This window comes from Sphingobacterium sp. UT-1RO-CII-1 (assembly GCF_026711005.1).
Taxonomy (GTDB): Bacteria; Bacteroidota; Bacteroidia; order Sphingobacteriales; family Sphingobacteriaceae; genus Sphingobacterium.
This window is the reverse complement of sequence record NZ_JAPPVJ010000004.1, coordinates 179,998-206,733: the sequence shown is the minus strand read 5'-3', so window position 1 is coordinate 206,733 and position 26,736 is coordinate 179,998. Positions and strand designations below refer to the sequence as shown.

The following is a 26,736-nucleotide window of genomic DNA, read 5'->3' as shown; positions in this document are numbered from 1 at the left end:
TTCTTTTAATTTTATAGATTAACACTTATTCCAAATGTAAATGATCGAGGCAGCGGATAATCTTCTCCTCTTGGACTTGCTAGCTCGGGATCCCAAAGTTTAAATGTAGACCATGTTAATAAGTTAGTAGCAACAATAAAGAGACGTATATTATTGGTTTTAATTCGATTTGCTAGATGTTTGGGTAGTGAGTAGCCCACATCAATAGTTTTCAACCTTATATACTGACCATTCCGTAACCAAAAAGTAGACTCTCTAAAATTATTAGGATTACCTCCAAAACTTAAACGAGGATAAGAAGCATTGGGATTTTCTGTGGAAGGATCTCCTGAAATATCAGCGGAAACCCACCGGTTTTCCCCCATGATACCCTTCATTACCTGCCCCCACTCCCCTTCACTAAAAGCGTAGACTGTTTTTCCATAAGTCGAGAAAGTTGACTTACCAGCGCCTTGAAAATGCACACTGATATCTAAACCTTTCCAACTAGCAGACGCCCCTAATCCATAAATTAAATTGGGTCTTCTTGTTGCTCCTATCGCAACACGGTCAGCATCATCAATTACACCATCTCCATTTACATCTTTATACTTAATATCACCGGGCTGAACAGGTCCAAAATTTTGGGTCGGGCTATTACGAATATCATCATAATCCTCAAACAACCCCAAAGCAATAAGTCCCTTAGCTTGATTAACACGGTAACCTTGTTCATTTTGATAAGGATAAACATTATTTTCTTCGTCTTTTTCTAAAATCGAACTTTTACTATATGTAATATTGCTTCTAGCGGTAACATTGACATTGCCTAACTTTTGTTTATACTCAAGCCGCCCATCAAACCCCTTAGACTCAACTTCCCCCACATTTGCTTTTGGCGTACTTTCCAATCCAACAATTGCGGGTAGGAAACGACGCTCCATATAAATACCCGTTCTCTTTTCGTCAAAGAAATCAAGATTGGCAATAATTTTATCTTTAAATAAGGCAACGTCGACACCTAAGTTCTTCTTTGTTGCTATTTCCCATGTTACATAAGGCGAGGCTACCTGAGAGAATCTCATCCCTTCAAACTGCTTATTAAAACCGTAATCAGTCCATTTATAACCACTAGCCCCTCCCGATATTGTATATAAATATGGGAAACGTTGCCCTCCCATTAATTGATCATTTCCAACCCTACCCCACGAAAATCTGACTTTAAACATATTTATCCACTCTGCAGTATTCTTAACAAATTGCTCTTCCGAAATATTCCAAGCCGCAGATACAGCAGGAAAAAAACCGTACTGGTGTCCAGGAGCAAAATTTTCAGAACCATTATAGCCAAAATTAAAATCAGCAAAATATCTACTTTTCCAATTATAATTTACACGTCCAGCAAAAGCCTGATTCCTACGAGAAATACCATTCTTGATATCGTCTCCAATATTAACTGTCCAGACAAAAGCATCTCGAGTATATCTCGCTACCCCTCCAAAATGATGATCACCGACATTCCGTCCATAATTAAACATTAAATCTAAAAACTCCCGTCTATCCCCTCCTGAGCTACTTGATTGATGCATTTCCCTAGGATCTGAAACATGACGGTAAACAATCTCTCCATTTTCATCCCGAGCTCTTTCTGCTCGCCATTGTTCGGGCCATTTACGGCGTTCTATATTGCTGTTATTATTTGTATCAAATCCTAAAATACCTCGGAAACGAAGTCCTTTAGTTATAAAATCAAAATTTTGCTCTAGGGCTATATTAGTTTGTATATTATTTCTCCAGTTTTCATTATACCCAGTTTGTGTTGCAACAACCCATGGATTAGTCTGATTTCCCGTTCCAATAGCGGGAATATATCCATTCGAATAAAGAATAGGTGTCCTTATCGGTGAATAGCCAAAAAGAACTCCCCAAAAATCATGATCACCCAATCCCGGACTATTTCGCTTACTTAAAGACCCCGCTACTCCTACTTTAAGCAAAGTTGTTTTCGTGATATCAATATCCGTATTCAACCGATAATTATAGCGTTTAAAATCTGCATTGGTATTATAGTCACTTCTTAGGGTCTCATCAGTTTTATACATCCCCCCCTCATTAATGTAACTTCCCGAAACGAAATAACGCGCCGTTGCTCCTCCTCCGCTCATATTAAGATTGGCCCGATAAGTCATCGCTCCATCTTTTAAAAGTAAACTCCTCCAGTCAACATTTGGATATAAATCTGGATCTAAACCTAGTCGTAAGATTTCTAGTTCTTCCGGTTGGTAAATAGGTTCACGATTCCTCGTTATCCGCGATTCATTAAGAAGATTTGCATAAGTAAATCCATCTTCAAACTCGGGAGTAATAGTCCGTGTATTATAAATATTTTCATCCTTGATATTAATATTTATCTTACCTTCCTTTCCTCTTTTGGTAGTAATTAATATAACACCGTTAGCCCCTCTCGAACCATAAATTGCAGTAACGGCAGCATCTTTCAAAACAGAAAAGCTCTCTATGTCTTCAATATTAATCTCATTAATATCTCTTTCAATATTATCTACTAAAATTAAAGCTCCAGTCCCTCCTCCAAAAGTAGAGATTCCACGTATCCAAAATTCTGAAATATTTTTACCAGGTTGTCCGGATTGCATCATTGCCATAACTCCAGGTACATTTCCTGCCAAAGCATTTGACAAACTAGAAGTTGGATTGGACTTCAAGTCATCTACATTTACAGTAGTAACTGCCCCGGTAAGAGTTAATCGTTTCTCAGGACCTGTACCTGTTACAACGACCTCATCAAGAATATTCTTTTCTGCCTCATTCAATTGAACATCGATAACAAGTTGCTCTCTTACTATAACCTCTTTTTTTTCATATCCTAACGATGAAATTGTTAGCTTTTTATAACGCTCTACTTTTATTTTATATTTCCCTTTACTATCTGTTACAGTACCTAGCCCAGGAGCATCCGTCACAAAGACACTAACTCCCACTAAAGGTTGTTTTTTCGCGTCTGTAATAACACCTGTTACTTCCACAACATCCTGTCCTCTGATGCTCATAATGAATCCGATGCATAGCACACATGTTAAAATAATTTTATACATAACTTCATCGATTAGTTTATAAATTCGTCTGTATTAATATCTTCTTCAACAATATCATCCATCTCTTCAAGTGCAATCTTCCGAATACGTCGATTCATCTGGTCACCAATGTAAAAAGCTCCTTCTTCCTCGCTATACGCTATACCTGATGGTCTATCAAATCTAGCCTCATTCCTAAGGTCACCATCCACATATCCATACGGATCATTATTAATACTTGAGCTTCCTCTTCCGGCAAAAGTTGTCACACTGCCATGTGGGGTTAATATGCGAATTGCGTGATTATGCTGATCAGTAAAATAAAAGTCATATTGATCACTTTGTCCATCTGCAACATATTTAGAGTTCTTTACAAAAACGCCTTGATAAGGATTACGTAACCGGACAGAAGAACCTACACCATCCTCATATCCTGATGATTTAAGTTGCCCTGCTACTAAATAGGGCTGATTAAAAACCTTCCTTTCCCAATTGTAATCGACACGAAGAATATAATGTTGGTTTATTACTGAGATGTAAGCATAATTACCGGTTGGGTGCATAAAAATTTTATACTCCCACTGTGGGTCATGAACAACGAAAAGTGTTTCATAATCCTTATCGCTTAATCCTTTTTCAAAATATTTGTTTAGGTCAAACCGAAAGAACTGTCCTTTCTCATAACTATTAAAATAAAGTTCTCCATTAACAGGATGCACTGATGCTCCATTACATTGCCTATACCGTGTAAGAATTTCCATATCTTGCCATTTTTTTTGTCTAGCTAGACGATATGTTGCTCTATCATTTTCTCCACCACGATCCTCAGCAATGATCATGTGTTCACCATCAACTGTAAAATCTATGCTTCTAGGACGGTCGAAATCAGATCTTTTCTTTGTTACTGTACTATCTTCAAAATTTATAAGGTATAGTCCATTATTAAAATCAAATGTCATCCATAAGTGCTTGGGGTTTATTGGGTCGAACTTCATAAAAGAAGGTTCCCAAAAACCACTTGCCATTTTATTTTGATCCTTGTCTTTAAATTTACCGTCCTTCCATGGTTCGTCTCCTCTATCATTTCGATAACCTATTAAAGTAGAAACAACCATTTTTCGCTCATAATCGAAAGGTTCAAGAGATTTTCCTATAGATTTCTTATCTCCTTTACCTACTTGCACCTCAATATCTCCCGAAAATGCCTGCCTAGGTACTAAGCAATACAATGACTCTCCCAAAACATTTATTACCTTAGCTTTCTTCCCTCCGATCATAACCTCTACATCTTTAATATTATCTCCAAAATTCTGACCATATATTACAAGGCGCTGCCCCATACCTCCTGATCTTGGAGCAAAATCTGATACAACTATTGGTTTAGATGGATCAAAAGGAGCTATCACATCTAAAACACCTGAATCCTTGTCTTTACAGCTAGTGAGCACTAAACTCATCACCATAAAAAAGAATAGCATAGAACGATAGCTCTGACTAATGTACTTTCTCATATACTTAGTTTTTATAATGTAAATATTACATTGGTTAATTAAAAATTGTATTTAGCGCTGTTTAAAATGGGTTTTAACAATGCTAAAATCATAATTACTCAGAGTGCTTTGTCTCCTTTCATAAGCTTACAAAAGACACTCTATTTAAGTTTATTAACTAAAAGGAATATTTAAATCCTTTATTGAAAGTCTAAAAAAACATAAAAAACACCTCCTTCCCTTACATGAGCTCCAGCTCATATATTGATAACAATTAAACTAAAACGAAACAAATAAGACCTAGATGCTACCCTAGGTCTTTTCTCTCATAATTACCGGTTTATAACCTCCTTTTCTTTTAAAATAAATAATCAATGCTATGTAAAAAACAAATAATCCCATGGGAATTAACGATACAGATGATAGTGCAGATTTTTTAGCGTCATTCTCTACATCTTTCAGAACTGTTTTCACTTTTTCATCTTGAAGAGCAACAGAGCTATAATCTATAGCTTTGTAGTCACCAAAAATACTAGTCTTACTCTCCGTAACTAATCTTTCATGATAATTTTCATTATTATTCACATCATATAAGGCCAACTTCGAATCAATCTGTTTATCCTGTATATATCCTAAAAATACTGCGCCAATAATGCCTACTCCTAATTGCCCTACCGCACTCGTTACATTTAAAGCAAAAGCCCCTCCTCTTGGAAATAGCTCTGATACAAGACCAAGCATAGTCCCCCATAAATAGGTTTTCCCTAAAGCGTAAAGAAGAGCAGCAATGAGGATAAAGTAACCTACAGAAAAAGATAAGATTTGCAAACCGATAGCGGAAATTAAGGCGCTGATTGCTAATAGAGAAAGAGGGGTAAAATACTTCACAGCCACCCCACTATACATTCTTAAAAAAGCCATCACAACAGCAGTCAACACGAGTACCCAACCTCCTTGAAAGCCTAGCTTGGCCATTTCTGGAGTCATTAAATCAGTAATCCAACTATCTGTGCCGAGCTCCATTGTTGCCAAAGGAATCATTGCCAATAATAGCAAGATAAACAAAGGCCGTCCCCACGTACGCACGAAATATGCAAAGGCTAATGTTCCTGCTATAATTATAAAAACATTAGTCATAAAGCTCCAATTAAAAAGATTCCCAAGTTCAAAAACAGCCAAGCCTATAACAATTAATGTCCCTACAATGCCGACTTCTTTCAACATGTCAATATATTTAACCCCTGCTTTTACCCTTTCATTTATGGGGAATTGTTCTCGTATAATTAAAAGACCATACACAATTGTTGGAAGAAAAATAAAAGCTATTAATATTCGCCAATCTACTTGAAGATGAATTAAGCCAATTCCCAACAATCCAGCTATTGCTATTCCCAAGGGCCAGCCCGCATGTAGGATATTAAGCCACTTAGTTTTGTCTTTTGGGAACATAGTTGCTACAACAGGGTTAATAACTGCTTCAGCTGCTCCATTTCCCAGCGCAAATAAAAATGTACCAAAATACAGCATCCAATAGCCATTGGCTAAAACTGTAATAATAACAGAAGAAAGATGACATAAAAACGCAAAGATCATCGATTTTTTATAACCGATTCTATCAATTACCAAGCTAAAAACAACGATACTTAATGCAAATGGCCAAAAGCTGACACCGAAAATCTCTCCCTGCTGTGTTTTACTTAAGTCAAACTTTACTCCCCAGTCGGTCATCAAAAACGACCGAAATACAAACCCAAAGGCAGAAGCAACCAGCACTATAAAACATCCCCAAAAAAGCTTCATATTTGGTTGAACTTTACCCTGATTTTCATCCACATGTATTGAATTATCAATTGTCATTTTACTTGATTTAGTTTTTTATAATTAACGTCTAAAAATACTTTTTAAAAATTCTGCACCTTCCTTCGCTAAAATGTCAGGACTTTCTGCCAACGGGCGCCATATACTTGCTGCACGAGCTAACTCTTTCGAGGGCGCACCAAAGGTTTCAATGACAATACTCCCTTCGTACCCAATATCCATCAACGCTTGATTAATACCTTCCCAATCAACATGTCCTGTACCTGGTATTCCTCTGTCGTTTTCATTACCCTGAATATGCAGAAGCTTCTTACCAATCTTGCGAATTGCATTAGGGATACTTTTTTCTTCTATATTATTATGGAATGTGTCTAAAAGAAGTTGCAAATAATCATCATTTATCTCATTGATAAGCTCTAATGCTTGATCTACGGTATTTATCATATCCGTTTCGAACCTATTTAAAGGCTCCAGAGCTAACTTTACCCCTTTCTCTCTAGCATAGGTTGTTGCTAAAGATAGATTATCCAAACACCACAATCGTTCTTCTCTTTTCTGCTGATCTGACACAAGTCTAGTTTTACCTACTGCCGAATATAAAGGTCCTCCAAATATAGGACTCTCCATATAATTCGCGATATCTAAGCAGTCCTTAATATAAGATAAACCCTTATTTCGAAAATCAGGATTATTACTTGAGATATCCCTTTCTGTACCGAAAGCACCACTGATTGATATTTCCAAATCCAAAGATCGGCACATATCCTTAAGTTTTACAAAATCTATTAAATCCCTATCCTCTACAGCTATTTCGACGATATCATACCCATACTCTTTTACTTTATTAAGTATATTAAAATCAGCAGTAGTAAAGGGAGAAGACCATACAAAAGTGCTTATTCCTATCTTCATATTTACATTTTCTATATGCTCTCTTTATTCTTATTAATAGAGCGGTTTACTTATTACTGGTTATTGAAATACTGCACTTTATAAATCAAGGTTCCTTAAAGCAGTTCTATATTTTTCAGTATTTCAAATTTTACTTGATTTTTCATGACTAATAAAGCAATCAAGCTCTTATTATTCATCCCTGCTTATAGCAACAAGAGGGATGAATAAGTTCTTATATATTTTTATAGCCCAAAAGTTGGAACCTCAATACGAATCCCCCCCTTCATTGCTGACTCATGGGCACAGATACCTGCACATGTGTAGTTAGCTGCTAAAGCCGCATCTACTGCTGAATCACGTTCCTCAATTATCGCCGACACAAATTCCTGCACTAAATGGGGATGTGACCCACCGTGTCCTGCGCCCTGTAAAAATGAAACATGATTTGGGTCATCAATTTTTTCACGTTTCGTAAAGTCGGCTATTTCAGGAATTAACATTTCATCTGTATCCGGTACATCAATTCTCGATGCATTTTCTCCGCCATCAAAAATTATGTGATGTTCATCTTGCAATTGCTCCCATTCGAAAGACATTTTATCACCATATACATCATAACTCTCGCGATATTGACGAACCACATCAAAAAGTGATCTTGTAGCTTCAGCAACTACATTGGAATTTTTAAGTTTAAAAGTAGCTGTTTCTACTGCAAAAGGCGAGTTATACCTACTTGCTAAGTCATCAGTTAGGCGGCCAGAACCATGACAAACTACAGACTCTGCAACCGTATTATTTATTTTTAAGAGCGGCGAGATAGCATGTGTCCCATTTAACATAGGTGGATATCCTTTCCAATAATCAGCCCATCCATCCATACTCATGTCCTGTATGTGCGAACCACGGACAAACTGAATGCGCCCTAGCTTTCCTGTTTCTGCAAGTTTTAATCCATATAAAAACTCTCGTGTATAAAGCGCCGTTTCCATCATCATATACACCTTTTTAGCTCTGCGCTTAGCTTCAACGATAGCTTCACAATCCTCTTTAGTCATAGCCATTGGAATTGTACACGCTGTATGTTTATTTGCATTTAATGAGGCTAATGTCATTTTAGCATGCTCCGGCACAGGTGTTACAATATGAATAGCATCGACATCTTCTCGTTTAACAACATCTTCAAAATTTGTAAAAATAAAATTCTCATCCAGATCGAACTTTTCTTTCAACTCGTTAAGCGTATCTTGATTCCTTGTACAGATACCCACAGCATTAATGTTCGGATGCTTCTGATAAATTGGAATAAACTCCTTACCAAACCCCATTCCGACGATAACAACATTGATTTTTCTCATTGTAACTTATATATTTAAACTTTAATTTATTTAAAAATCCACTCAACAGAATTTCTCACTATTTTCTTATAATCAGGACTTAAATGACTGTGTTCATCATGACCTAGAGTAATACCTACGATTTTTGACTTACTATGGTTTACCGTAAAAACTACGGGGTACACCTTACCTGTCTCTAAAGATTCTCCAATCACAAGTACATCCAAGCCTAAAGAGTTTGGTTCTGGTACATGACGGTATAATTCATCCTTAAAATCAAATTGAGAAGCAACGCCGGCTGTTATAGGATGTACAGGATTGACAACTAAATTTTTAAATAGTTGAAAAGTTTCATGACTTGTACTTCCTCCGCCTACCAATTCAGTATTATACTTCGGCCAATCATTCCAGTTATACCATAAAGCGGCATGCATTAAAATAAGAGGTCCTCCCTTAGCAACATATTTTTCAATAGCCTGCTGCGATTCCTTACTGATAGGTTGGTTATTCGTGAGAATGAGTAAGTCTATATCTTTCAAATAAAATTTGATCGAATCTGTATTATCTGTATAAAACGCTGAAATACCCTGCATAGAATTAATTAATTGCAGATCTTCGCCTTTATACCAACGTTCAAAATCATGAGACGAGCCTCCGCCTACCATTAACACTTTTTTAGGCTTGCTATTCTTATTATTAACAGCATAACCTTTAAAAGTCGAGCCAAAAAGTAATAAGAACATCAATACAAATCGATAATTATAAATCCAGTCTTTCATAAAATTTAAACATTAAATTATTTAACCACTTTAATTACTCCATGCATGCCTCTCCAATGTCCTGGGAAAGTGCATACAAACGGGTAGTCACCGGGCTCATTTAGAGAGAACTTGATAACCGCACTTTCTCCAGAATTCACTAAAGATGTATGGTAAAGCACCTCTTTAACATTTGGAACATATTGTTTCTCTGCAGCATCCGGACTACGCAACATGTCATCTGCCGCCTTTCCTACTATTTCTAAAGTTCCCGGCCTGATGATCAATAAATTATGTGGCATACCATCAGGGTTTTCAAAAATTAAAGTCACATTAGCTCCTGCTTTAACACTGATTTCTTTTTTATCATATTGCATGATATCCTTAACTGCTTTTACCACTATTGTTTCTCCTGCAGAACGATTGCCATCTATCAATTCGCTTTCTAAATTTGACTGATCATTAGCAGAATCTTTTGTTGATGCTACACTCAAGCTGAGATCAACTCCATCTATATTTCCTGTAAATTCAGACCCTCCCTCATAAGAAGTTAAAGCTGTTTTACCGTCTATATCAGCACCTGACCTTAAATATAGTGCTAAGGGCTCTGCAAATAATTTCACATCATTCTTATGAGCTACCAAAGTGCCATTTACATAAAGTTCCATTCCTTTTTTACTATCCAACACGGCACGCAGCTGAAAAGAATTACTAATACCTGACACGCTCGAAATGGAGTGGATAGTACCGGATTGATAAACTTCCCAAAACAATTTATTATCTCTAAAAAACACAGCATAGCCATCTTTCGACGTTCCCTGACCAACGAGAAGTCCATTATATTTATTATTATCTTTTCTTTCGACTTTGGTCTCTATTAGAATATTTTTAGCGGATATATCGGGAGAAAACTGTAATCGAGCACGTCGACCTAATCGATATTTCTCATCACGCAAGCTTTGTAATACATGGGTAGAATACTCGTTTTGTTGTTCGTCCTTAGCTAATTTTTCGATTGTATTTTGATGCGTTTGGCTAGCTGCGAAAAGTGCTGCAGACAACCACCTATCCGTTTGATTTAGCTCGTCTCTATAGAGATCTCCAAACAATTGCTCAAGTTTATCGGAAGCTTTTGCTTCAGCTAGATTCACAAATGCTGCCAACCTTGTATTTAAATTATCATCTTTAAAAATCCCCGATGCCATCAATTCTTGCAAATCATCCTCTACTTTCAAAACCTGGACAGCTGCTTTTCTTACTCCTGCTGATGGATGTTTAAGTGCCTTTATAACTACTGATTTAACATCTTTATTTGATTTAACCAAACCTAATCCATCCAAGGTCCATATTGCATGAATGGCCGTTGTATTTAGTCCGATTTCATCTACCGAATTATCTTTTACTAATGACATCAGTTCATTAGTCACCTTATTAGTCTTACTTTCAACAAGCAGTCTTTGTGCATGTGTCCTCCAAAATTTATTTTTACTTTTCAGGGCTTTAACCAATCCACTTGGGTCCGATTTAGAAAGTTTATATTTTTCATCATGTTTCCCTTTTTTATATACAACCCTATATACTCTGCCATGCTTTTTATCTCTCAAGTCACTTTCGAAAGCATTTCCTGGCCCGTGTGGCTGTTCTGTAAAAGGAAGTACTTTTTCTGAAGGTGCTTGAGCAGGCACAAAGACATTATGCTGTATAATGAAGTTATACCAATCTAAAACCCAAACAGCCCCATCTGGCCCTACTTCTGCATGTACCGGTCCAAACCATTCATCAGAACTTGATAAAAGATTCCATCCATCTTTTTCCTTAAACCCAGCACCATCAGGCTCAATAATAGCATTATGCACCAATCTTACAGTTGGTTCTGTGATGAAAGCAGACCTGTTCCAATAAGATTTCGGATAATCTCGAGCAGTATACATTTGATGTCCTGCAGCTGATGTAAACCCTCCTACTACATCTACCTGTCTCAAATTAGGAGTAAGTGCATGAACCTCATAATGACCATCTATCTTCTGGACAGCATTTACGGACATTCCCTCTTTATTTTGCTTAAGCCTACGTTGAAAGAAACGCTCTGGCATAGAATAAAAAGCACTGTGTGTGTTATTAGCTGTCGAAATAAAAATATTATTATCTTCACTAATTCCCAGCCCCCAAGTGTTGTTATTTGTCGTCGCTAGAAATTCAAAATCAGAACCGTCTGTATTAAAACGATAAAGTCCTTGAGAAAACTGCTCCCGTTTTCCATTAATTTCTCCATCAAAGCCTGCATACCCTGTTACGCCATAAATTTTATTATCGAAACCATATTGGAGATTGGAAGGACCGGCATGTGTATCATTCTTATTCCATCCCATCATAATCGTATCTCTAACATCGGCAACATCATCACCATCCGTATCTTTCATAAAGATGAAATAAGGAGCCATGGCTACAAGAACTCCATCATTTACAAAGGTCATACTAGTCGCAATGTTTAACCCCTCTGCAAACACTGTAAACTTATCTGCTACGCCATCTCCATCCGTATCTTCGCAAATTTTAATTCTGTCATTTGCTTGCCCACTCATCTCTTTAAAGCTATTTGGATAATCCACGGTTTCTACAACCCATAGCCGTCCTTTTTCATCCCAGCTCATAGCAATTGGATTAACGATATCGGGTTCGGATGCAAATAGTTTCAATTCGAAATCAACAGGATTTTGGATTAGCTTCATAGACTCCTCCGCACTTAATGCCTCCTGCATTTTAGGGACATCATACCTAGCTGTAAAATCAGAAATTGTATCTCCATAAATACCGACATCTGGCACTTTTAGTTTACTTACCAATTCTTTAACCGAATCACCAATAGCCCACCAGGCTGCCTTATGAATAAGCTTTAAAAAAGACGCATCTTTCCATACTTCTTGTTTTGCACCAAGTACTGAATAGAAAAATCGTCCCTTGCCTTCTTCCTTAATCCACATATAAGGTTGATCATTAACTTTATTTGCTGCAATAATTTGAACCCCATTTGGAATGTTCTCCAATTCATAAGATTCATTGGACACTACAAAATCATTAATATCGTCGATCATCAGAACATCTTGCTCATTCAATATAATTTCAGATGCACTATTTTCAATAACGCTGTATCCCTGAGAAGATAATTCATGTAACCAAGTCGAATTTTTAAATGAATTTGCTGTACTATTAAATGCAAGCAGACCTTTTCCTGATTTTAAAAAATTATGCAACGCCTTGTCATTTTCGGTAGGCATTTCATCATTATTGGCAAAAAGAATTACAGCATCAAACTTTCCAAGGTATTCGTCAGTCAATTCGTGAATTTCTTCTGTGTAAGTTAGGTTTATTCCTGTTTTAAAAAGTTCTACCCCTAACCACGTGGCATATGTAGATACTCCTTCGGCACCCGCCCCATAAAAGAGTACTTCGGCTCTTCGTGGTGTACTTACACCACATGAAAAAATAAAAGTTATAGCAAATAAAATGAACAATAAACTTGTTTTCATAAATGATAGGTTTACATTAAATATCATAACAACATAACAAAGGTAATTGCAAATAAAATATTAAAGCCTCATTATTTTATCTGAAAAAAGATGTTTTATATCATTTTTACATATATTCACATTCCAATAGAGACATTATGATGCTAAAAAAGAAAATTATACCAAAATCTTTACTTCCTAATGATAAGTCTTTTATCATTAAAGAAATTGTAGAAGCCTACTTCGACCCTACCTTCCATCAACATCCAGATTATCAAATATCTTATGTTGTACAAGGCGAAGGAAAAAGGTTTATAGGTAATAATGTTAAATCTTTTGAGGAAGATGAAGTGACATTATTAGGAGCAAATATCCCTCATGTATGGAAAAGTAACAGTATATATTTCAATAAAAACAGTCAGTTAAATACTAAGGTAATAGTGATTTATTTTTCTGCAGATATTTTCGGAGGGAATTTAAATACAAAAACAGAATTCAAGAAAATAAAAAATCTTCTATCAAGTTCCGTTAAAGGAGTTGAAATAAAAGGTGAAACTAAAAAGAAAGTACAGAAACTGATGCTTGAACTTCTCAACCACAAGGAGTTTGACGGTATTTTGTGTCTCCTCAAAATATTGCACCTTATATCCACATCAAAAGAAATATCGTTTATTAAAGAGGCAAGCACTGCAGTTTTTAGCACAGAGTGCGAAGCTTCTAGACTAAATACAATTTTTGAATACACGATGAAAAATTTCAATAAAAAAATACACATAGGAGATGTTGCAGAACTTGCTCATATGACAAACACTTCTTTTAGCCGATATTTTAAATCAAGAACCAATAAATCGTACTCCGACTTTCTAACCGAAATAAGGATTGACTATGCTTGTAGACTTCTAAAGAAAGAAACTATTACTATTGAAAGAGTTAGTTTTGAAAGTGGTTTTCCTTCTGTAAATAACTTCAATAAATTATTTAAAAAAAACAAAGGAAAAACCCCACGGGAATACAGATCAGAATTTTTAACAATATAAGAACCTAACTATATATACCGCAACCTATTCTTTCACATTAATTCAATGCAGGAAAATGTACCCCCACTATATTCACACCCTCCTAACGAGGAATCGTTTATAAATCAATTATATATTAACAAGATAAGGTTTAATACTTCAAAATGATACTTTTAGTCCCAATCTTCATCATCTATACCAACAGCAAGGTTATAAGCTGCTAGCAATTCACCATATGCATGTCTATTTTTGACCCGTTGAGCTACATCCATTCCTTTTTGATACATAGCTAACGCCTCTTCACGCTGCCCCTTCATATCTAGAAATTTAGCGTAATGATAATAAGTTCCTACATAATCAGCATGTAACTTAACGAGTTCCTCAAATCCCTCTCTAACCTTCTCATCCTCTCCCATTTTTTGATACTCCATGGTAATGGCATACTTTAAAAATGGATCATTTGGGCTTTCACTTAAAAAATTTAAAAGTTCGCTCAATCGTGCAGTCATTATATATTTAATTATGTAAAAAATTATTCCTTGTAAAGTATACGCAAAAATACGAAAACCAATACGCACTTTCCTTTATTTATCCCTAGAAAAATTACGAGGTGAATTTTATAGATTATTAGTTATAGCTACAAATAAAATACTATGCCAGCATAATAATATGACAAATCATTGACGTTACACCAATGGTTAAAAAATTAAATAAATTCAAATAAAAACAAGTAAACAATAAAATAAACGCATATATACATTATAAAAAACAGTTTTTTTTAAACTTAATGTAAAATAGGAATGATTTATGGAAGCCTGAATATTCCATAAAGCATATTGTTTTTATATAATAAAAAGCATAGGTTTGTGTACAAGACGTTATAGTAGCGAACCATTAAAATTAAACCGAGCTTTAAAGCTCAAGAAAAAAAGAACTTGTGGGTTCATATTTAAAATGTAAAATATTCATGAGTTTGCTTAAGAAATAAATTATACACATATGAAAATACTAGTATGCATCAGTAACGTGCCGGACACGACTTCAAAAATAACTTTCACAGATAATAATACTGCCTTTAACAGTAATGGTATACAGTATATTATTAATCCTTATGACGAACTCGCTCTTTCCAAAGCTGTCGAACTAGCAGATGGGGGAAAGGCTAATGTAACAGTTATTCACGTAGGTGACGTCGCATCCGAACCAACTATAAGAAAAGCTTTAGCGGTAGGTGCTGATCAAGCTGTACGTATAGATGCTCCACCAAGAGATGCTTGGTTTGTAGCCAATCAAATAGCTACTTATGCTAAAACTGAAAACTTCGACCTTATTCTTACAGGAAGAGAATCAATTGATTATAACGGAGCACAAGTACAAGCTTATATCGCTGAACTTTTACAGATCCCTTCCGTTTCTATTGCTAAAAGAATTGAAATAAATGGTAACGAAGCTACTATTGACCGAGAAATAGAAGGTGGTAAGGAAGTATTGACTGTAAATCTTCCCGTTGTGATAGGTACTGCAGAAGGTGTTGCAGAAGTAAAAATACCAAATATGCGTGGCATTATGGGAGCACGGTCAAAACCCTTGACTGTATTACCCGCCGTTGATGTACCTGCATTATCTACAATCAGCAACTATGAAACTCCGACACCGAGAGGGGCAGTTACACTTATTGACAAAGATAATATCAACAAATTGGTTGAGCTCTTACACACGGAAGCAAAAGTTATTTAAAACCTTAAAGTAAACACGAATTTTATGTCAATCTTAGTATATATTGAAAACGTAGAAGGAAACTTCAAAAAATCAGGCTTTGAAGCTCTTTCATATGCAAAAGCGATTGCTGACACCTTGCAGCAAGAAGTCTATGCTCTTAGTATAGGGAATGTTGAGAACACTGAATTGGAAAAAGCTGGCAAATATGGCGCTTCAAAAATCATCAATGTTCAGCAAGAACAACTAAAAAACTTTGTTAATCAAGCATATGCATCCATTATCGCAGATATAGCTAAAAGCACCGGCGCATCAACAATTATCTTATCCAACTCTTTCAGTGGAAAAGGTTTAGCTCCAAGAGTAGCAACAAAGTTAAACGCAGGACTAGCAGATGCTGCCACTTCTTTACCCATTATAGAAGGAGAGACTTGGAAAATTAAAAAGACTGTATTTTCAAGTAAAGCTATTGCTACTATCGATTTACTTTCTCCATTAAAAGTCATTTCCTTAGCTCCAAATGCTTATGAACCGAGTGAATCACCTAGTGATATACAAATTGAGAACTATACACCCAAAATAGAGCAAAGTGATTTCTCAACCATTATTAAGGAAATTGTTAGAGCAACAGATAAGGTGTCCTTACCTGAAGCCGACATAGTTGTATCAGCCGGTAGAGGTATGAAAGGTCCAGAGCATTGGGGATTAGTTGAGGAGTTAGCCGATGTTTTAGGTGCAGCAACCGCATGTTCAAAGCCAGTCTCAGATGCAGGTTGGCGTCCACATGAAGAGCACGTGGGACAAACAGGTTTAGCGGTTAGTCCTAACCTATACATTGCTATCGGAATTTCGGGAGCCATCCAACACTTAGCAGGCGTAAGTTCCTCAAAAACAATAGTAGTTATCAATAAAGATCCGGAAGCTCCTTTTTTCAAAGTAGCCGATTATGGCATTGTAGGAGATGCTTTCGAAATAGTTCCTCAGTTAATTGAGGCACTTAAACGTTATAAAAGTAACTAAACAACAATAAGGGGATAATTCAAATGGCTGAACATCAATAAATTATGTTCAGCCATTTTTATTTTGTCTCGAATATTTACATATTTGCAGTATTGTAAGGCTTTAAGAATGAAGAAAATAAAATTGGATATAGTTGGGTTATCGTATAGTCAGACACAATCGGGTGCATATGCTTTGGTGCTTGGTGAAGTAGGCGGAAATCGCAGACTCCCTATTATAATTGGCGGTTTCGAAGCTCAAGCTATCGCTGTTGAAATCGAGAAAATGCAACCTAGTCGTCCGCTAACACACGATCTTTTTAAAACATTCGCCGACGAATTTGAAATTAAGATGGAGGAAGTTCTTATTTACAATCTCATTGATGGCATTTTTTTTGCAAAAACAGCATGGAATACTGGCGATAAAGATGTAGAATTAGATTCAAGAACCTCCGACGCCGTTGCTTTAGCTGTTCGTTTTGGGGCACCGATCTATACCTACGATTTTATTATGGATGCCGCAGGTATTATTATAGAAAGCAACGATTTTGCTTTCCTAGAAAACATCGAAAATGTACAAAAGAAAGAGAATACGCTTAGCAAAGAACCTAAACAAAAAAAAGACAAAGTAAAAAGTTCTCCCTATTCCAATTTATCCGATAAGCAGCTAGAAGAGAACCTCAATAAAGCCATTCAGGCCGAGCAATATGAAAGTGCCGCAAAAATAAGAGACGAAATAGAACGTAGAAAATCATAGAACACTGTGCGCTTCAATAAGAAAACTGATTATTAATAAAACGAATTCCCATAAATAATCATAGAAAAAGCAGCTAAATGTATATAAACATAAGATCCACAGCATGTCCATCAAGTTAAGACTAACAGTTATGAGCTTTTTCCAGTTCTTTGTCTGGGGAGCTTGGTTAATTACTATTGGAATTTACTGGTTTGGGACAAAACAATGGGATGGCACTCAATTCGGGGCCATTTTTGCGACAATGGGGATTGCTTCTTTATTTATGCCCACGGTGATGGGCATTATAGCCGACCGATGGGTAAACGCAGAGAAATTATACGGGCTATTGCATCTATTATATGCAGGGACACTTTTCTACATCCCGCAAATCAACGATCCGAAAGAGTTTTTCTATGTAATGCTTCTTGCCATGTGCTTTTATATGCCGACTTTAGCTCTTTCTAATGCCATTTCTTACAATGCACTCACTACGGGACAATACGATTTAGTCAAGGCCTTCCCTCCAATCCGTGTTTGGGGAACTATCGGCTTTATTGCTGCAATGTGGTTGGTAAACTTAAGCGGCAATAAAGCTAGCGCCTCTCAGTTTTATATTGCAGGCATAGGAGCACTAGGTCTAAGTTTGTTTTCTTTTGTACTTCCCAAGTGCCCTCCTAAGAATATAAAACCAGAAAAGAAGTCATTCGCCCATACATTCGGTCTTGAAGCTTTTAAACTGTTTGGAAGTTACAAAATGGCTTTATTTTTCATTTTTTCCATGTTTTTAGGAGCAGCCTTACAATTGACAAATGCCTATGGAGATGTTTTCCTAGATGAATTTCGATTTTTTCCAAAATATAGTGGATCGGCTGTAATTAAGCATTCTACTATTTTCATGTCGATTTCTCAAATTTCAGAAACACTGTTTATATTGGCTATTCCTTTCTTTCTAAAAAGATTTGGTATAAAAAATGTAATGCTAATATCTATGTTTGCATGGGTTTTACGCTTTGGTCTATTAGCTTATAGCGATCCAATAGGAGGACTTTGGATGATTGTCTTATCAGGGATTATGTATGGTATGGCTTTTGACTTCTTTAATATTTCTGGTTCATTGTTTGTAGAGACATCAACTAATGCAGAGACCAGATCCTCTGCACAAGGGCTTTTTATGATGATGACTAATGGTTTCGGTGCTATTTTTGGTAGTCTGATCTCAGGCTGGGCTATCGATAAGTATTTCACACTCAACTTTACTGTCATTGAAGATTTAGCAAACTATTTACAAACAGAAGTTACGAATCCAATTCTAAGAACTTTCCTTCAAGAAAGACAGGTTGCGGTTTTAGAAAATGGTTTGTTAAGCAAAGTTGTTTTATTAAAAGATTGGCATCATATATGGCTTTCATTTGCCATATACACCTTTATACTCGCTATGCTATTCGCTCTACTTTTTAAACACAAACACAATCAAAATAAGCTCAATGTTTAATACGAGTTATAAGTTATTTACTGCAAAAAAACCGACCAAATACAAAGCAATCTAAACACCTCTTTTAGGGACATTCTTCTTTTGCTTATATTTGCAATATGATAGAACAATCAGACTTTATTACATTAGACTCAGCCAGAAATCACTTAATTTACGAATGGTCCTTAAAAAAAATTGAAAATGTAGGTCTTAGCGAGCCCTCTGCTCATATAACAAATACTATTATCCTACTATGCGCAACGATCATTATTCTAGTACTTATAGACTATATCGTTCAGAAAGTGCTCAAATCCTTATTCATCAATCTGATTAAGAAAAGTGAGAATCAATACGATGATTTTTTAATAAAAAACAACATTTTTACTCACCTAAGCCACATCATTCCGTTAATACTTGCACAACAGTTTTTACCAATAGTATTTTTAGGGTTTCCTGTTCTAGTTTCCTTTATTACAAAAACGCTAGCAATTTTAATTTTAATCTCTGTTTACCGTTTAATAAACAGTTTATTAAAGACTGTGCGAGATATCTTATCTACCAAAAACAGCTTTGCAGACAAACCTCTTGACAGCTATCTACAGGTTGTCCAAATAGTACTCATTTTTATATGTAGTATGATTATTTTCACCATTTTTACAGGAACATCTCCATGGAGTTTTTTGGTTTCCTTAGGTGCGGCGTCCGCCATACTCATGCTCGTGTTTAAAGACACCATATTAGGTTTTGTAGCCAGTATTCAGGTTTCTGCCAATGATTCTGTTCGAGTAGGCGACTGGATTGAAATGACGAAATATGGTGCTGATGGTACAGTATTACAGATTAATTTGAATAATGTTAAAGTTCAAAATTTTGATAAAACAATTGTTACTATCCCTACGCATACACTTCTGACAGATTCTTTTAAAAACTACCGGGGCATGCAACAATTTGGAGGACGACGAATCAAACGCTCCATAAATATAAAAATATCTTCCATTCGCTACCTCACTACATCGGAGATTAATGAATTAAAGAAAATACAACTTCTTCGTCCTATTATCGAAAAAAGACAAGCAGAAATTGACAAATTTAATGCAGAGAGCCAAGTTGATGCTTCAATATTGGTCAACGGGCGCCGTATGACCAATGTAGGCCTCTTTAGAGCATATATTACATGCTACACACAGAATAATCCGGATATACATCAAGATCGCTTGTTAATGGTTAGACAACTTGATCCGACCGAGCATGGTCTTCCACTAGAACTCTATATGTTTACCAAAAGTACAGAATGGGGCTTTTTCGAAAATGCAATGGCCAATATTTTTGATCATCTATTTGCTGCTATTAAGCACTTTCACCTCGAAGTGTTTGAACTACCAGCTTCTGATGATTTAAGAAACATCATGAATGATAAAAAATAAAAAAAGTCGCCATACGGCGACCTTTTTTCTTTGCTTACTTTGATAAACAAAATTGATAGGCATGTTTCACAACAGACCTGCATTAATCTAACACTACGAACAAAATTACTCTACCACAAAAGTGGCTATTAGTTATTAGCTGTGGGTTAAGCTGATATTAAATATAAAATAGTTTCTTGTATATCCCTTAAGTCGCCATTATTTGACTACGTCAATAACCTTAACCGTAGTATGTGTTCGTCCGAACATATCAACCGCTTGAATAGAAATATGTTGCTTTCCTTGCTCTAACTTAGGTAGTTTAAGCTTCCATAAATGAGTAGATTTAACAGGATCAGACGGACGTTTACCTGCAATAAAAGCAGAGGCGCCGTCAAACTCCAATACGTCTTTAGTATACTGCGGATCAGCTATTTCAACACGCTCCATATCCTTCCATTCACTATTATTAATTCGATAACGCACAGCATCGTTCTCAGCACCTATAAAAAAATTTGCATAAAGAGAATATCTTCTACTATTTTTTGATGAAATCACAGCTGGCCCAAAAACATGTATTCCATAGCTATCATCTTCTCCTGCTACTTTATAGTCAAAACTATATGTATTTCCCTGTACTTTTAATAAAGCATAACCTCTTGGTGTTCCATCCCTCATTGTGGAAACAGGCACACCGACTTCATTTAACTTCCCTGAATACCAATCGCCCGATGTCGTTCCTACATTATACTCATGATGAGGTTTGCTCCCATGCCAATCATGTCTGTTATTATAAAAAATTTGCTGTTGATAATGCGTATGTGCCGACATAGAAAGCGTATTTGGAAAATCTTTTAATAACTCAAACAACCTTTTCCTGTCGTCTAGACGGAATGAAGAGCCATTATCGGGATTAAGTGGAATGTGAAATGCTAAAACTATCAATTTATTTTTGTCAACGTGCTTTAAATTATTCTCTATAAAAACAAGCTGATCTTCCCGAAATCCTCCTTGATATCCTTTCCCGGTTGTTGGATGTGGATAGATTATGTTATCTAAAATAATAAAGTGTGCATTTCCTACATTAAAAGAGTAGTTAGCCGGTCCGAAAACTCGTTCAAAAGATTCATCTGCTAAAGAATCACTAGTAACATCAAAGTTAAGATCATGATTACCTATTACATTGTACCAAGGAACTCCCATCTCACCGATCACCTTTTTATAATGGGGGTGTAAAGATAAATCATCACCAACAAGATCACCTAAACTTATTCCAAACACTGGCTCTTTTCTTTGTTTAGCCTCATTAACGATACCTCGTGTGAAATAACCGAGCTCGTCTAAATTATAGGCCTGAGGATCGCCAAAAACAAAAGCTGAGAATGTGTCTGATTCTTCAATTTTATACAATGGAAAATCCAAAGACTTAGGTAATTTGCCTGTTGGCGCAACACCTGAAAATTTCAAATTAGGTGAACCTTTGGGTTTATGGATGTGATAAAACTGTGGATGATTAGTTTCATCAAGAGGGAAGGCATAGCCTGCGGGTTTAATTACAAAAATAATATTATCATCCTGTACGGGTAACTCATAACGTCCAGATTGATCAGTTTTTACAACATCAATACCATTACTTACCTGGACATCGCTTAAACCTTTTTCTTTTCGATCTCTCTGTCCGTTTTGATTTTCATCCAGATATATAAAACCGCTAACAACCTCCTGAGAAAGAACAACATTAAAGAGGACACTTGCAAAAAGCAGTCCTACAAACTTCTTCATAAACTTTTATTTTGATATACCATCAAAGATAGTCTTCCAAAATAAAAGCTATATTAACAAACTATTAAATTAAATATATACTAGAGGTAATTAACGTGCGTTCACAACATTTAGCATACTAATAACCTCTTCGATGGTTGTAGCAACTGCATCTTTCATTTTTTGATTACCAGGGTAATCGGTATCAAAAACAACTCGTTTTCCCTTGTCTTTATAAGTATACTCTAATATATACCTCGGGATATCCAACCCGTCCAAAGAATCTTTACGGATTGTCGTCATATCATCTTCAACGTTCCAAAATCCCATTTCCATTGCTTTACGGTGCAAATACAAAAGATCATCTTTAGATAGTTTTAACTTCTTCTGAACGACTTCCCCCTCATTTGTTAAGTATTGGTAGTCATTTGTCAAAGAATTATATGAATTTAACATCGAATCACGCATGCCATATTGCAAAGTTATAGATTCGAAATCACTAAAACGGAAAGGCGCATTTTTCACCATATTGGCGTAATAAAACACACAATAAATTAGGAATGATCCAATAACACACAATCCTAAAAATATAGTTTTCGTTCTTTTTGTCATGACCTTTTAAAATATTGTGCAAAAATACACAATATGCATGAACTAATATCTGCTAATAGTTTACATTTACAAGATTTATGTAATCTAATTGTTAGATTGTAGGTGTTCCAGCTCTTACAAAGTATTTATAATACCATGAGTCGCGCAAATTGGAAATTATAACACCTCGCTTCGTTGAAACATGTACAAACTTATTATTCTGAAGATACACCCCAACATGATCTATATTTTTTCCTCCAAAAGAGAAAAAAACAAGGTCTCCTTCCTTCAACCCCTTTTCATACTTCCGTTTTACACGGTCACCCATATCTCGAGAAGTGCGCGGCAGATCTTTACCATACACACTCTCATATAATATTCCCACAAAGCGCGAACAATCTATACCACTTTTATGACTTCCTCCCAGGCGGTGAGGACTCCCCATCCAACTATCAATAAAATTATAAAGTGATTTATTATTAAGTTCTTTCGTTGCAACCCCCAACAACCTTGCGTAATCGTCATACTTAGCACCTGTTAAAACAATATCTCTAGCATCGCTAGCATCAGTCAATACTGTTTTTTTTTCTAAAGGCCTCCCTTTATTAGATGCGGGATTCACTAGAACCTTTCTTTTTGTTGCACAGGAAGAAAGTAGCAGGGCACTTAAAACTGCAATGTAAAAAATATAAGATACACGTATATTTCTAGTTACCATAAAACAAATATAAACAACGGACCGACTTTAATCAAAACAATTCTAATATTATGTACCTTCGCCTCCGTGATGAATAAAGATAAAATAAAAGGAATTATTGCAGTCTTTTTAGGGGCTGCAAGTTTTGGGATACTTTCCACATTTGTAAAAAAAGCTTATGCTGAAGGTTTTTCTCTAGGTGAAATAACTGGTATACAAGCTTTATTCGGGATGTTGATACTATGGTTTATTTTAACTACTATTTACCTATTCAATAAAAGCTACTTCCATTCTTTTAAATCCAACACACCTAAATGGCACATCTTGTTAAGTGGTATTGCTACTGGCTCTGTAAGTATTCTATATTATAAATCAGTACAACTCATTCCTGCTTCTTTAGCTATCGTTCTTTTAATGCAATACATCTGGATAGGACAACTCATCGAGTTTTTACTTTTTAAGCAGCGCCCTACAAAAAAACAAAGTATTTGTATCTTTATTATACTATTGAGCACTTTATTGGCTACTGGAATGTTTGAACAAGACCTAAAAGACGTTAATATACTGGGAGTTTTATACGGTATTTTTGCAGCGACAGCCTACTCTATCTTTCTTCTCGTAAGTGGCCGTGTTGGTAATGATCACCCGCCTTTACAAAAAAGTGCTTTCATGGTTTCTGGTGCATTTATCTTTATCTTCATTTTACTACAACCTATAACACTCTTTCAGCCAGACACTTTATCATCCCTCTGGAAATACGGCCTCTTACTCTCTGTTTTCGGCACCGTGCTTCCACCTGTATTATTTACATATGGCATACCCAAAACCGGTGTTTCTTTAGCTGGGATTTTGAGCTCGGTAGAGCTCCCAGTGGCCGTATGCATGTCTTACCTCGTATTAAAAGAGCCTGTTTCACAGATTCAGTTTATAGGTGTACTTGCTATCATCATTGTTGTGATTATTTTAAATCTCAATAGAAAAAAAGATACGACAAGCGCACAGTAATTCTTAACAATTATTTCACTTAAAAACCCACTATTTTTCAACAAGCGACAAGCTTTTACAACGCTCTAGAAGCTTTTATTACAGTGGTAGGCAGAAAACATGTTATATAATCACGGCTATTAAATCGATATTAATTCAAACTTAACATTAAATTAATATAACTTATCGATTTTAAACCGACCTTTGCACTATTACAAACATCTAATTAATGGAAAATTATCTACTGATTGTTCTTCTCGTAATTGTTGCTTTAGCTGCGATTGACTTAATGGTTGGCGTAAGTAACGACGCGGTTAACTTTTTAAACTCAGCAATTGGCTCTAAAGCTATCCCCTTCAAAACTATCATGGTTGTTGCAAGCTTGGGTATACTGTGCGGTGCAGTTTTCTCGAGCGGTATGATGGAAATAGCCCGAAGCGGTATTTTTGTACCTGCACAATTCTCGTTTCATGATGTAATGATCATCTTTCTGGCTGTAATGGTCACAGATGTTATCTTACTTGACCTATTTAATTACTTTGGTCTTCCAACATCAACAACAGTATCCATAGTCTTTGAACTGCTTGGAGCAGCTGTAAGTTTAGCTATCTATAAAATTGTAACCAACGATTTAGCTTGGAATCAGTTAGCCTCTTTTATAAATACGAAAAAAGCCTCAGAGATAGTCTTTAGTATCGTCTTATCTGTTGGGGTTTCGTTTACAGTAGGAATGATTGTACAATATGTGTCACGTCTTTTGTTTACATTCAAATTTGTCGAGAAAGAAAAAACAGTAGGCCCATTTTTTGGAGGGTTAGCCTTAGCTTCAATTTCTTACTTTATCCTTATTAAAGGTCTAAAAGAAGTTTCCTTCATTGGATCAGATGTAAAAGGTTGGATAGCCACACACGAAATGGCATTACTTGCTGGTTGTTTTGTTCTTTTCACTATAATAAGTTATATAGCCATTCAGCTAAAAGTGAATATCTTTAAGCTGATTATTACAATAGGCACTTTTGCGTTAGCTCTTTCGTTTGCAGGGAACGACTTGGTTAATTTCATTGGAGTACCTGTAGCTGCTTATCAAGCAATTGGTATCTTTTCACAAGCAGGTGCGGCGGATACTTCGAGCTTTATGATGACTGCCCTAGCTGATGATGAAATTGTAGCGCCTATTTGGATATTATTAATATCAGGCCTCATTATGGTTGTTACGCTATGGACTTCAAAGAAAGCAAAAACAGTAATAGAAACTGAAATGAGCTTGTCTAGCCAAGGTGGTGGAGATGAAAAGTTCGAAGCAAACTATCCTTCCCGTATCATTGTTCGCTTCTTTATTACTCTAGGTAATGGCTTAAGATATATTATGCCAAGAACGCTACAGAGTAGCTTAAATAAAAAATTCGAAGCGCCAATAGCAACTAAAAAGAAATCAGATGATGAACCTATGTTTGATATGGTTCGTGCATCTGTCAACCTGATGGTTGCAAGTAGCCTAATTGCACTTGGAACATCTATGAAACTTCCTCTTTCTACCACTTATGTAACCTTTATGGTGGCTATGGGTACAGCTTTTGCCGACCGTGCTTGGGACCGCGAAAGTGCTGTATATAGAGTTTCTGGCGTTTTCCATGTTATTGGTGGTTGGTTTGTCACAGCAGCTTTTGCTTTCTTAGGAGCTTTTATTGCGGCCTATCTTTTAAAAGTTGGCGACATATATGCGTTTATAGGCATATTAGCAGTTTTAGTTTTCTTGTTATGGAAAAACGCTAAAAACCACGATAAAAAGGTTAAAGAGAAAGAATTAGAAAAACAAAAGCTTGCTAAACAAAATATTCAAACTATACAACAAGTAACAGAAGCCAAAGCAGCCCAAATCAGCGAGGTGGTCACAAAGACCAACATTTTATATAAGGAAATGATTGATGCTTTAATCAATCAAGATTTAAATTCGCTATCTACTGATCGTAAATTGATAAGGAAACTGAACAAAGAATTAAATTCAACAAACAATTGGCTATACGACTTCATTCGCAATTTAGACGACAATTCTGTAAAAGCAAGTAGGTACTATATTAAGTCGTTAGGTTACCTGCAAGATATTGTTGAAAATTTAATTGTAATATCAAATAATATCCATACACACGTTGATAATAACCACAAGGCATTAAAGATAAATCAAGCAAAAGACTTAAAGCAAGTCTCTGAACACTTAAGTCACTGGTTTTCGAAAATAAATGATATGTACAAACGTTTAGACTTCACTAAAATTGATGATATCATTAACGAGAGAAATGCACTACAGGACTTTATCAACGAGATGTTGGACACTCAAATTGAGCGTATCCGCACCTCAGAAAATAGCCCTAAAAACTCTAAACTATACTTCTCTATATTATTAGAAACAAACGAACTGGTGAGTTCAACTTTCAAACTATTAAGAACACACACCGAGTTTAGTGACTTTAGAAATAAAACACGATAAAATAAGA

Annotated in this window: 19 protein-coding genes; 8 read left to right on the top strand and 11 right to left on the bottom strand. The window is 35.8% G+C overall.

Translation table 11 applies throughout. From position 1 onward, the window contains the following. Nucleotides 1-11 precede the first annotated feature (11 nt). From ORI89_RS10625 to ORI89_RS10595, 7 genes are all read right to left on the bottom strand, one after another. Complete coding sequence (locus ORI89_RS10625) at nucleotides 12-3,047, bottom strand: SusC/RagA family TonB-linked outer membrane protein (protein ID WP_268230457.1); 3,036 nt, start codon at nucleotides 3,045-3,047, stop codon at nucleotides 12-14. Between the two features lie 56 nt (nucleotides 3,048-3,103). Then, nucleotides 3,104-4,582 (bottom strand): IPT/TIG domain-containing protein, encoded by a 1,479-nt coding sequence (locus ORI89_RS10620; protein WP_268230456.1) that lies wholly within the window; start codon nucleotides 4,580-4,582, stop codon nucleotides 3,104-3,106. 291 nt (nucleotides 4,583-4,873) lie between these two features. After that, nucleotides 4,874-6,418 carry an MFS transporter gene (locus ORI89_RS10615; RefSeq protein ID WP_268230455.1) on the bottom strand — a complete coding sequence of 515 codons (1,545 nt, stop codon included), beginning with the start codon at nucleotides 6,416-6,418 and terminating at the stop codon, nucleotides 4,874-4,876. Nucleotides 6,419-6,442: 24 nt separating this feature from the next. Next, nucleotides 6,443-7,291 (bottom strand): sugar phosphate isomerase/epimerase family protein, encoded by an 849-nt coding sequence (locus ORI89_RS10610; RefSeq protein WP_268230454.1) that lies wholly within the window; start codon nucleotides 7,289-7,291, stop codon nucleotides 6,443-6,445. A 224-nt stretch (nucleotides 7,292-7,515) separates the two neighbouring features. Next, nucleotides 7,516-8,628: a Gfo/Idh/MocA family protein gene (locus tag ORI89_RS10605; protein ID WP_268230453.1), complete on the bottom strand. Its 1,113-nt coding sequence runs from the start codon at nucleotides 8,626-8,628 to the stop codon at nucleotides 7,516-7,518. A 26-nt stretch (nucleotides 8,629-8,654) separates the two neighbouring features. Beyond that, on the bottom strand, nucleotides 8,655-9,386 hold the full coding sequence (locus tag ORI89_RS10600; RefSeq protein ID WP_268230452.1) for a ThuA domain-containing protein: 732 nt from the start codon (nucleotides 9,384-9,386) through the stop codon (nucleotides 8,655-8,657). A 17-nt stretch (nucleotides 9,387-9,403) separates the two neighbouring features. Continuing rightward, nucleotides 9,404-12,892 (bottom strand): PVC-type heme-binding CxxCH protein, encoded by a 3,489-nt coding sequence (locus ORI89_RS10595; RefSeq protein WP_268230451.1) that lies wholly within the window; start codon nucleotides 12,890-12,892, stop codon nucleotides 9,404-9,406. A 137-nt stretch (nucleotides 12,893-13,029) separates the two neighbouring features. Between ORI89_RS10595 and ORI89_RS10590 the strand changes: the two genes are divergently transcribed. Then, on the top strand, nucleotides 13,030-13,908 hold the full coding sequence (locus ORI89_RS10590; RefSeq protein WP_268230450.1) for an AraC family transcriptional regulator: 879 nt from the start codon (nucleotides 13,030-13,032) through the stop codon (nucleotides 13,906-13,908). Between the two features lie 152 nt (nucleotides 13,909-14,060). On the opposite strand, the gene ORI89_RS10585 is transcribed toward ORI89_RS10590, so the two are convergent. Further along, nucleotides 14,061-14,396, bottom strand: coding sequence for a tetratricopeptide repeat protein (locus ORI89_RS10585; RefSeq protein ID WP_268230449.1), 336 nt, complete (start codon nucleotides 14,394-14,396; stop codon nucleotides 14,061-14,063). Between the two features lie 490 nt (nucleotides 14,397-14,886). Between ORI89_RS10585 and ORI89_RS10580 the strand changes: the two genes are divergently transcribed. The 5 genes from ORI89_RS10580 (at nucleotide 14,887) to ORI89_RS10560 (ending at nucleotide 20,232) form a co-directional block, all read left to right on the top strand. Beyond that, nucleotides 14,887-15,624 carry an electron transfer flavoprotein subunit beta/FixA family protein gene (locus tag ORI89_RS10580; protein ID WP_268230448.1) on the top strand — a complete coding sequence of 246 codons (738 nt, stop codon included), beginning with the start codon at nucleotides 14,887-14,889 and terminating at the stop codon, nucleotides 15,622-15,624. A 24-nt stretch (nucleotides 15,625-15,648) separates the two neighbouring features. Next, nucleotides 15,649-16,623 (top strand): electron transfer flavoprotein subunit alpha/FixB family protein, encoded by a 975-nt coding sequence (locus ORI89_RS10575; protein ID WP_268230447.1) that lies wholly within the window; start codon nucleotides 15,649-15,651, stop codon nucleotides 16,621-16,623. A gap of 108 nt (nucleotides 16,624-16,731) precedes the next feature. Further along, nucleotides 16,732-17,358, top strand: coding sequence for a bifunctional nuclease family protein (locus ORI89_RS10570; RefSeq protein ID WP_268230446.1), 627 nt, complete (start codon nucleotides 16,732-16,734; stop codon nucleotides 17,356-17,358). Between the two features lie 103 nt (nucleotides 17,359-17,461). After that, the gene (locus tag ORI89_RS10565) at nucleotides 17,462-18,829 is read left to right on the top strand and encodes a nucleoside permease (RefSeq protein ID WP_268230445.1); all 1,368 of its coding nucleotides are present in this window, start codon (nucleotides 17,462-17,464) and stop codon (nucleotides 18,827-18,829) included. Between the two features lie 98 nt (nucleotides 18,830-18,927). Beyond that, on the top strand, nucleotides 18,928-20,232 hold the full coding sequence (locus ORI89_RS10560) for a mechanosensitive ion channel family protein (RefSeq protein ID WP_268230444.1): 1,305 nt from the start codon (nucleotides 18,928-18,930) through the stop codon (nucleotides 20,230-20,232). Between the two features lie 198 nt (nucleotides 20,233-20,430). Here ORI89_RS10560 and ORI89_RS10555 read toward each other — a convergent pair whose 3' ends face one another. From ORI89_RS10555 to ORI89_RS10545, 3 genes are all read right to left on the bottom strand, one after another. Next, nucleotides 20,431-21,993 carry a calcineurin-like phosphoesterase family protein gene (locus ORI89_RS10555; protein WP_268230443.1) on the bottom strand — a complete coding sequence of 521 codons (1,563 nt, stop codon included), beginning with the start codon at nucleotides 21,991-21,993 and terminating at the stop codon, nucleotides 20,431-20,433. Between the two features lie 90 nt (nucleotides 21,994-22,083). Continuing rightward, nucleotides 22,084-22,584 (bottom strand): hypothetical protein, encoded by a 501-nt coding sequence (locus ORI89_RS10550; RefSeq protein ID WP_268230442.1) that lies wholly within the window; start codon nucleotides 22,582-22,584, stop codon nucleotides 22,084-22,086. A gap of 91 nt (nucleotides 22,585-22,675) precedes the next feature. After that, nucleotides 22,676-23,281, bottom strand: a complete 606-nt coding sequence (locus tag ORI89_RS10545) for a C40 family peptidase (RefSeq protein ID WP_268230441.1) — start codon at nucleotides 23,279-23,281, stop codon at nucleotides 22,676-22,678. 69 nt (nucleotides 23,282-23,350) lie between these two features. On the opposite strand from ORI89_RS10545, the gene ORI89_RS10540 reads away from it, so the two are divergent. Continuing rightward, entirely contained in the window at nucleotides 23,351-24,265 is a 915-nt protein-coding gene (locus ORI89_RS10540) for a DMT family transporter (RefSeq protein ID WP_268230440.1), read from the top strand. A gap of 208 nt (nucleotides 24,266-24,473) precedes the next feature. Then, the gene (locus tag ORI89_RS10535; RefSeq protein WP_268230439.1) at nucleotides 24,474-26,729 is read left to right on the top strand and encodes an inorganic phosphate transporter; all 2,256 of its coding nucleotides are present in this window, start codon (nucleotides 24,474-24,476) and stop codon (nucleotides 26,727-26,729) included. The last annotated feature ends 7 nt before the right edge of the window (nucleotides 26,730-26,736 follow it).

What these genes read in the sequence shown, in the direction of transcription:
- ORI89_RS10615 (WP_268230455.1), bottom strand. Translation starts at nt 6,418, where the DNA reads ATGACAATTGATAATTCAATACATGTGGATGAAAATCAGGGTAAAGTT.
- ORI89_RS10580 (WP_268230448.1), top strand. Translation starts at nt 14,887, where the DNA reads ATGAAAATACTAGTATGCATCAGTAACGTGCCGGACACGACTTCAAAA.
- ORI89_RS10625 (WP_268230457.1), bottom strand. Translation starts at nt 3,047, where the DNA reads ATGAGCATCAGAGGACAGGATGTTGTGGAAGTAACAGGTGTTATTACA.
- ORI89_RS10555 (WP_268230443.1), bottom strand. Translation starts at nt 21,993, where the DNA reads ATGAAGAAGTTTGTAGGACTGCTTTTTGCAAGTGTCCTCTTTAATGTT.
- ORI89_RS10610 (WP_268230454.1), bottom strand. Translation starts at nt 7,291, where the DNA reads ATGAAGATAGGAATAAGCACTTTTGTATGGTCTTCTCCCTTTACTACT.
- ORI89_RS10540 (WP_268230440.1), top strand. Translation starts at nt 23,351, where the DNA reads ATGAATAAAGATAAAATAAAAGGAATTATTGCAGTCTTTTTAGGGGCT.
- ORI89_RS10535 (WP_268230439.1), top strand. Translation starts at nt 24,474, where the DNA reads ATGGAAAATTATCTACTGATTGTTCTTCTCGTAATTGTTGCTTTAGCT.
- ORI89_RS10585 (WP_268230449.1), bottom strand. Translation starts at nt 14,396, where the DNA reads ATGACTGCACGATTGAGCGAACTTTTAAATTTTTTAAGTGAAAGCCCA.
- ORI89_RS10605 (WP_268230453.1), bottom strand. Translation starts at nt 8,628, where the DNA reads ATGAGAAAAATCAATGTTGTTATCGTCGGAATGGGGTTTGGTAAGGAG.
- ORI89_RS10595 (WP_268230451.1), bottom strand. Translation starts at nt 12,892, where the DNA reads ATGAAAACAAGTTTATTGTTCATTTTATTTGCTATAACTTTTATTTTT.
- ORI89_RS10550 (WP_268230442.1), bottom strand. Translation starts at nt 22,584, where the DNA reads ATGACAAAAAGAACGAAAACTATATTTTTAGGATTGTGTGTTATTGGA.
- ORI89_RS10590 (WP_268230450.1), top strand. Translation starts at nt 13,030, where the DNA reads ATGATGCTAAAAAAGAAAATTATACCAAAATCTTTACTTCCTAATGAT.
- ORI89_RS10560 (WP_268230444.1), top strand. Translation starts at nt 18,928, where the DNA reads ATGATAGAACAATCAGACTTTATTACATTAGACTCAGCCAGAAATCAC.
- ORI89_RS10600 (WP_268230452.1), bottom strand. Translation starts at nt 9,386, where the DNA reads ATGAAAGACTGGATTTATAATTATCGATTTGTATTGATGTTCTTATTA.
- ORI89_RS10545 (WP_268230441.1), bottom strand. Translation starts at nt 23,281, where the DNA reads ATGGTAACTAGAAATATACGTGTATCTTATATTTTTTACATTGCAGTT.
- ORI89_RS10565 (WP_268230445.1), top strand. Translation starts at nt 17,462, where the DNA reads ATGTCCATCAAGTTAAGACTAACAGTTATGAGCTTTTTCCAGTTCTTT.
- ORI89_RS10575 (WP_268230447.1), top strand. Translation starts at nt 15,649, where the DNA reads ATGTCAATCTTAGTATATATTGAAAACGTAGAAGGAAACTTCAAAAAA.
- ORI89_RS10620 (WP_268230456.1), bottom strand. Translation starts at nt 4,582, where the DNA reads ATGAGAAAGTACATTAGTCAGAGCTATCGTTCTATGCTATTCTTTTTT.
- ORI89_RS10570 (WP_268230446.1), top strand. Translation starts at nt 16,732, where the DNA reads ATGAAGAAAATAAAATTGGATATAGTTGGGTTATCGTATAGTCAGACA.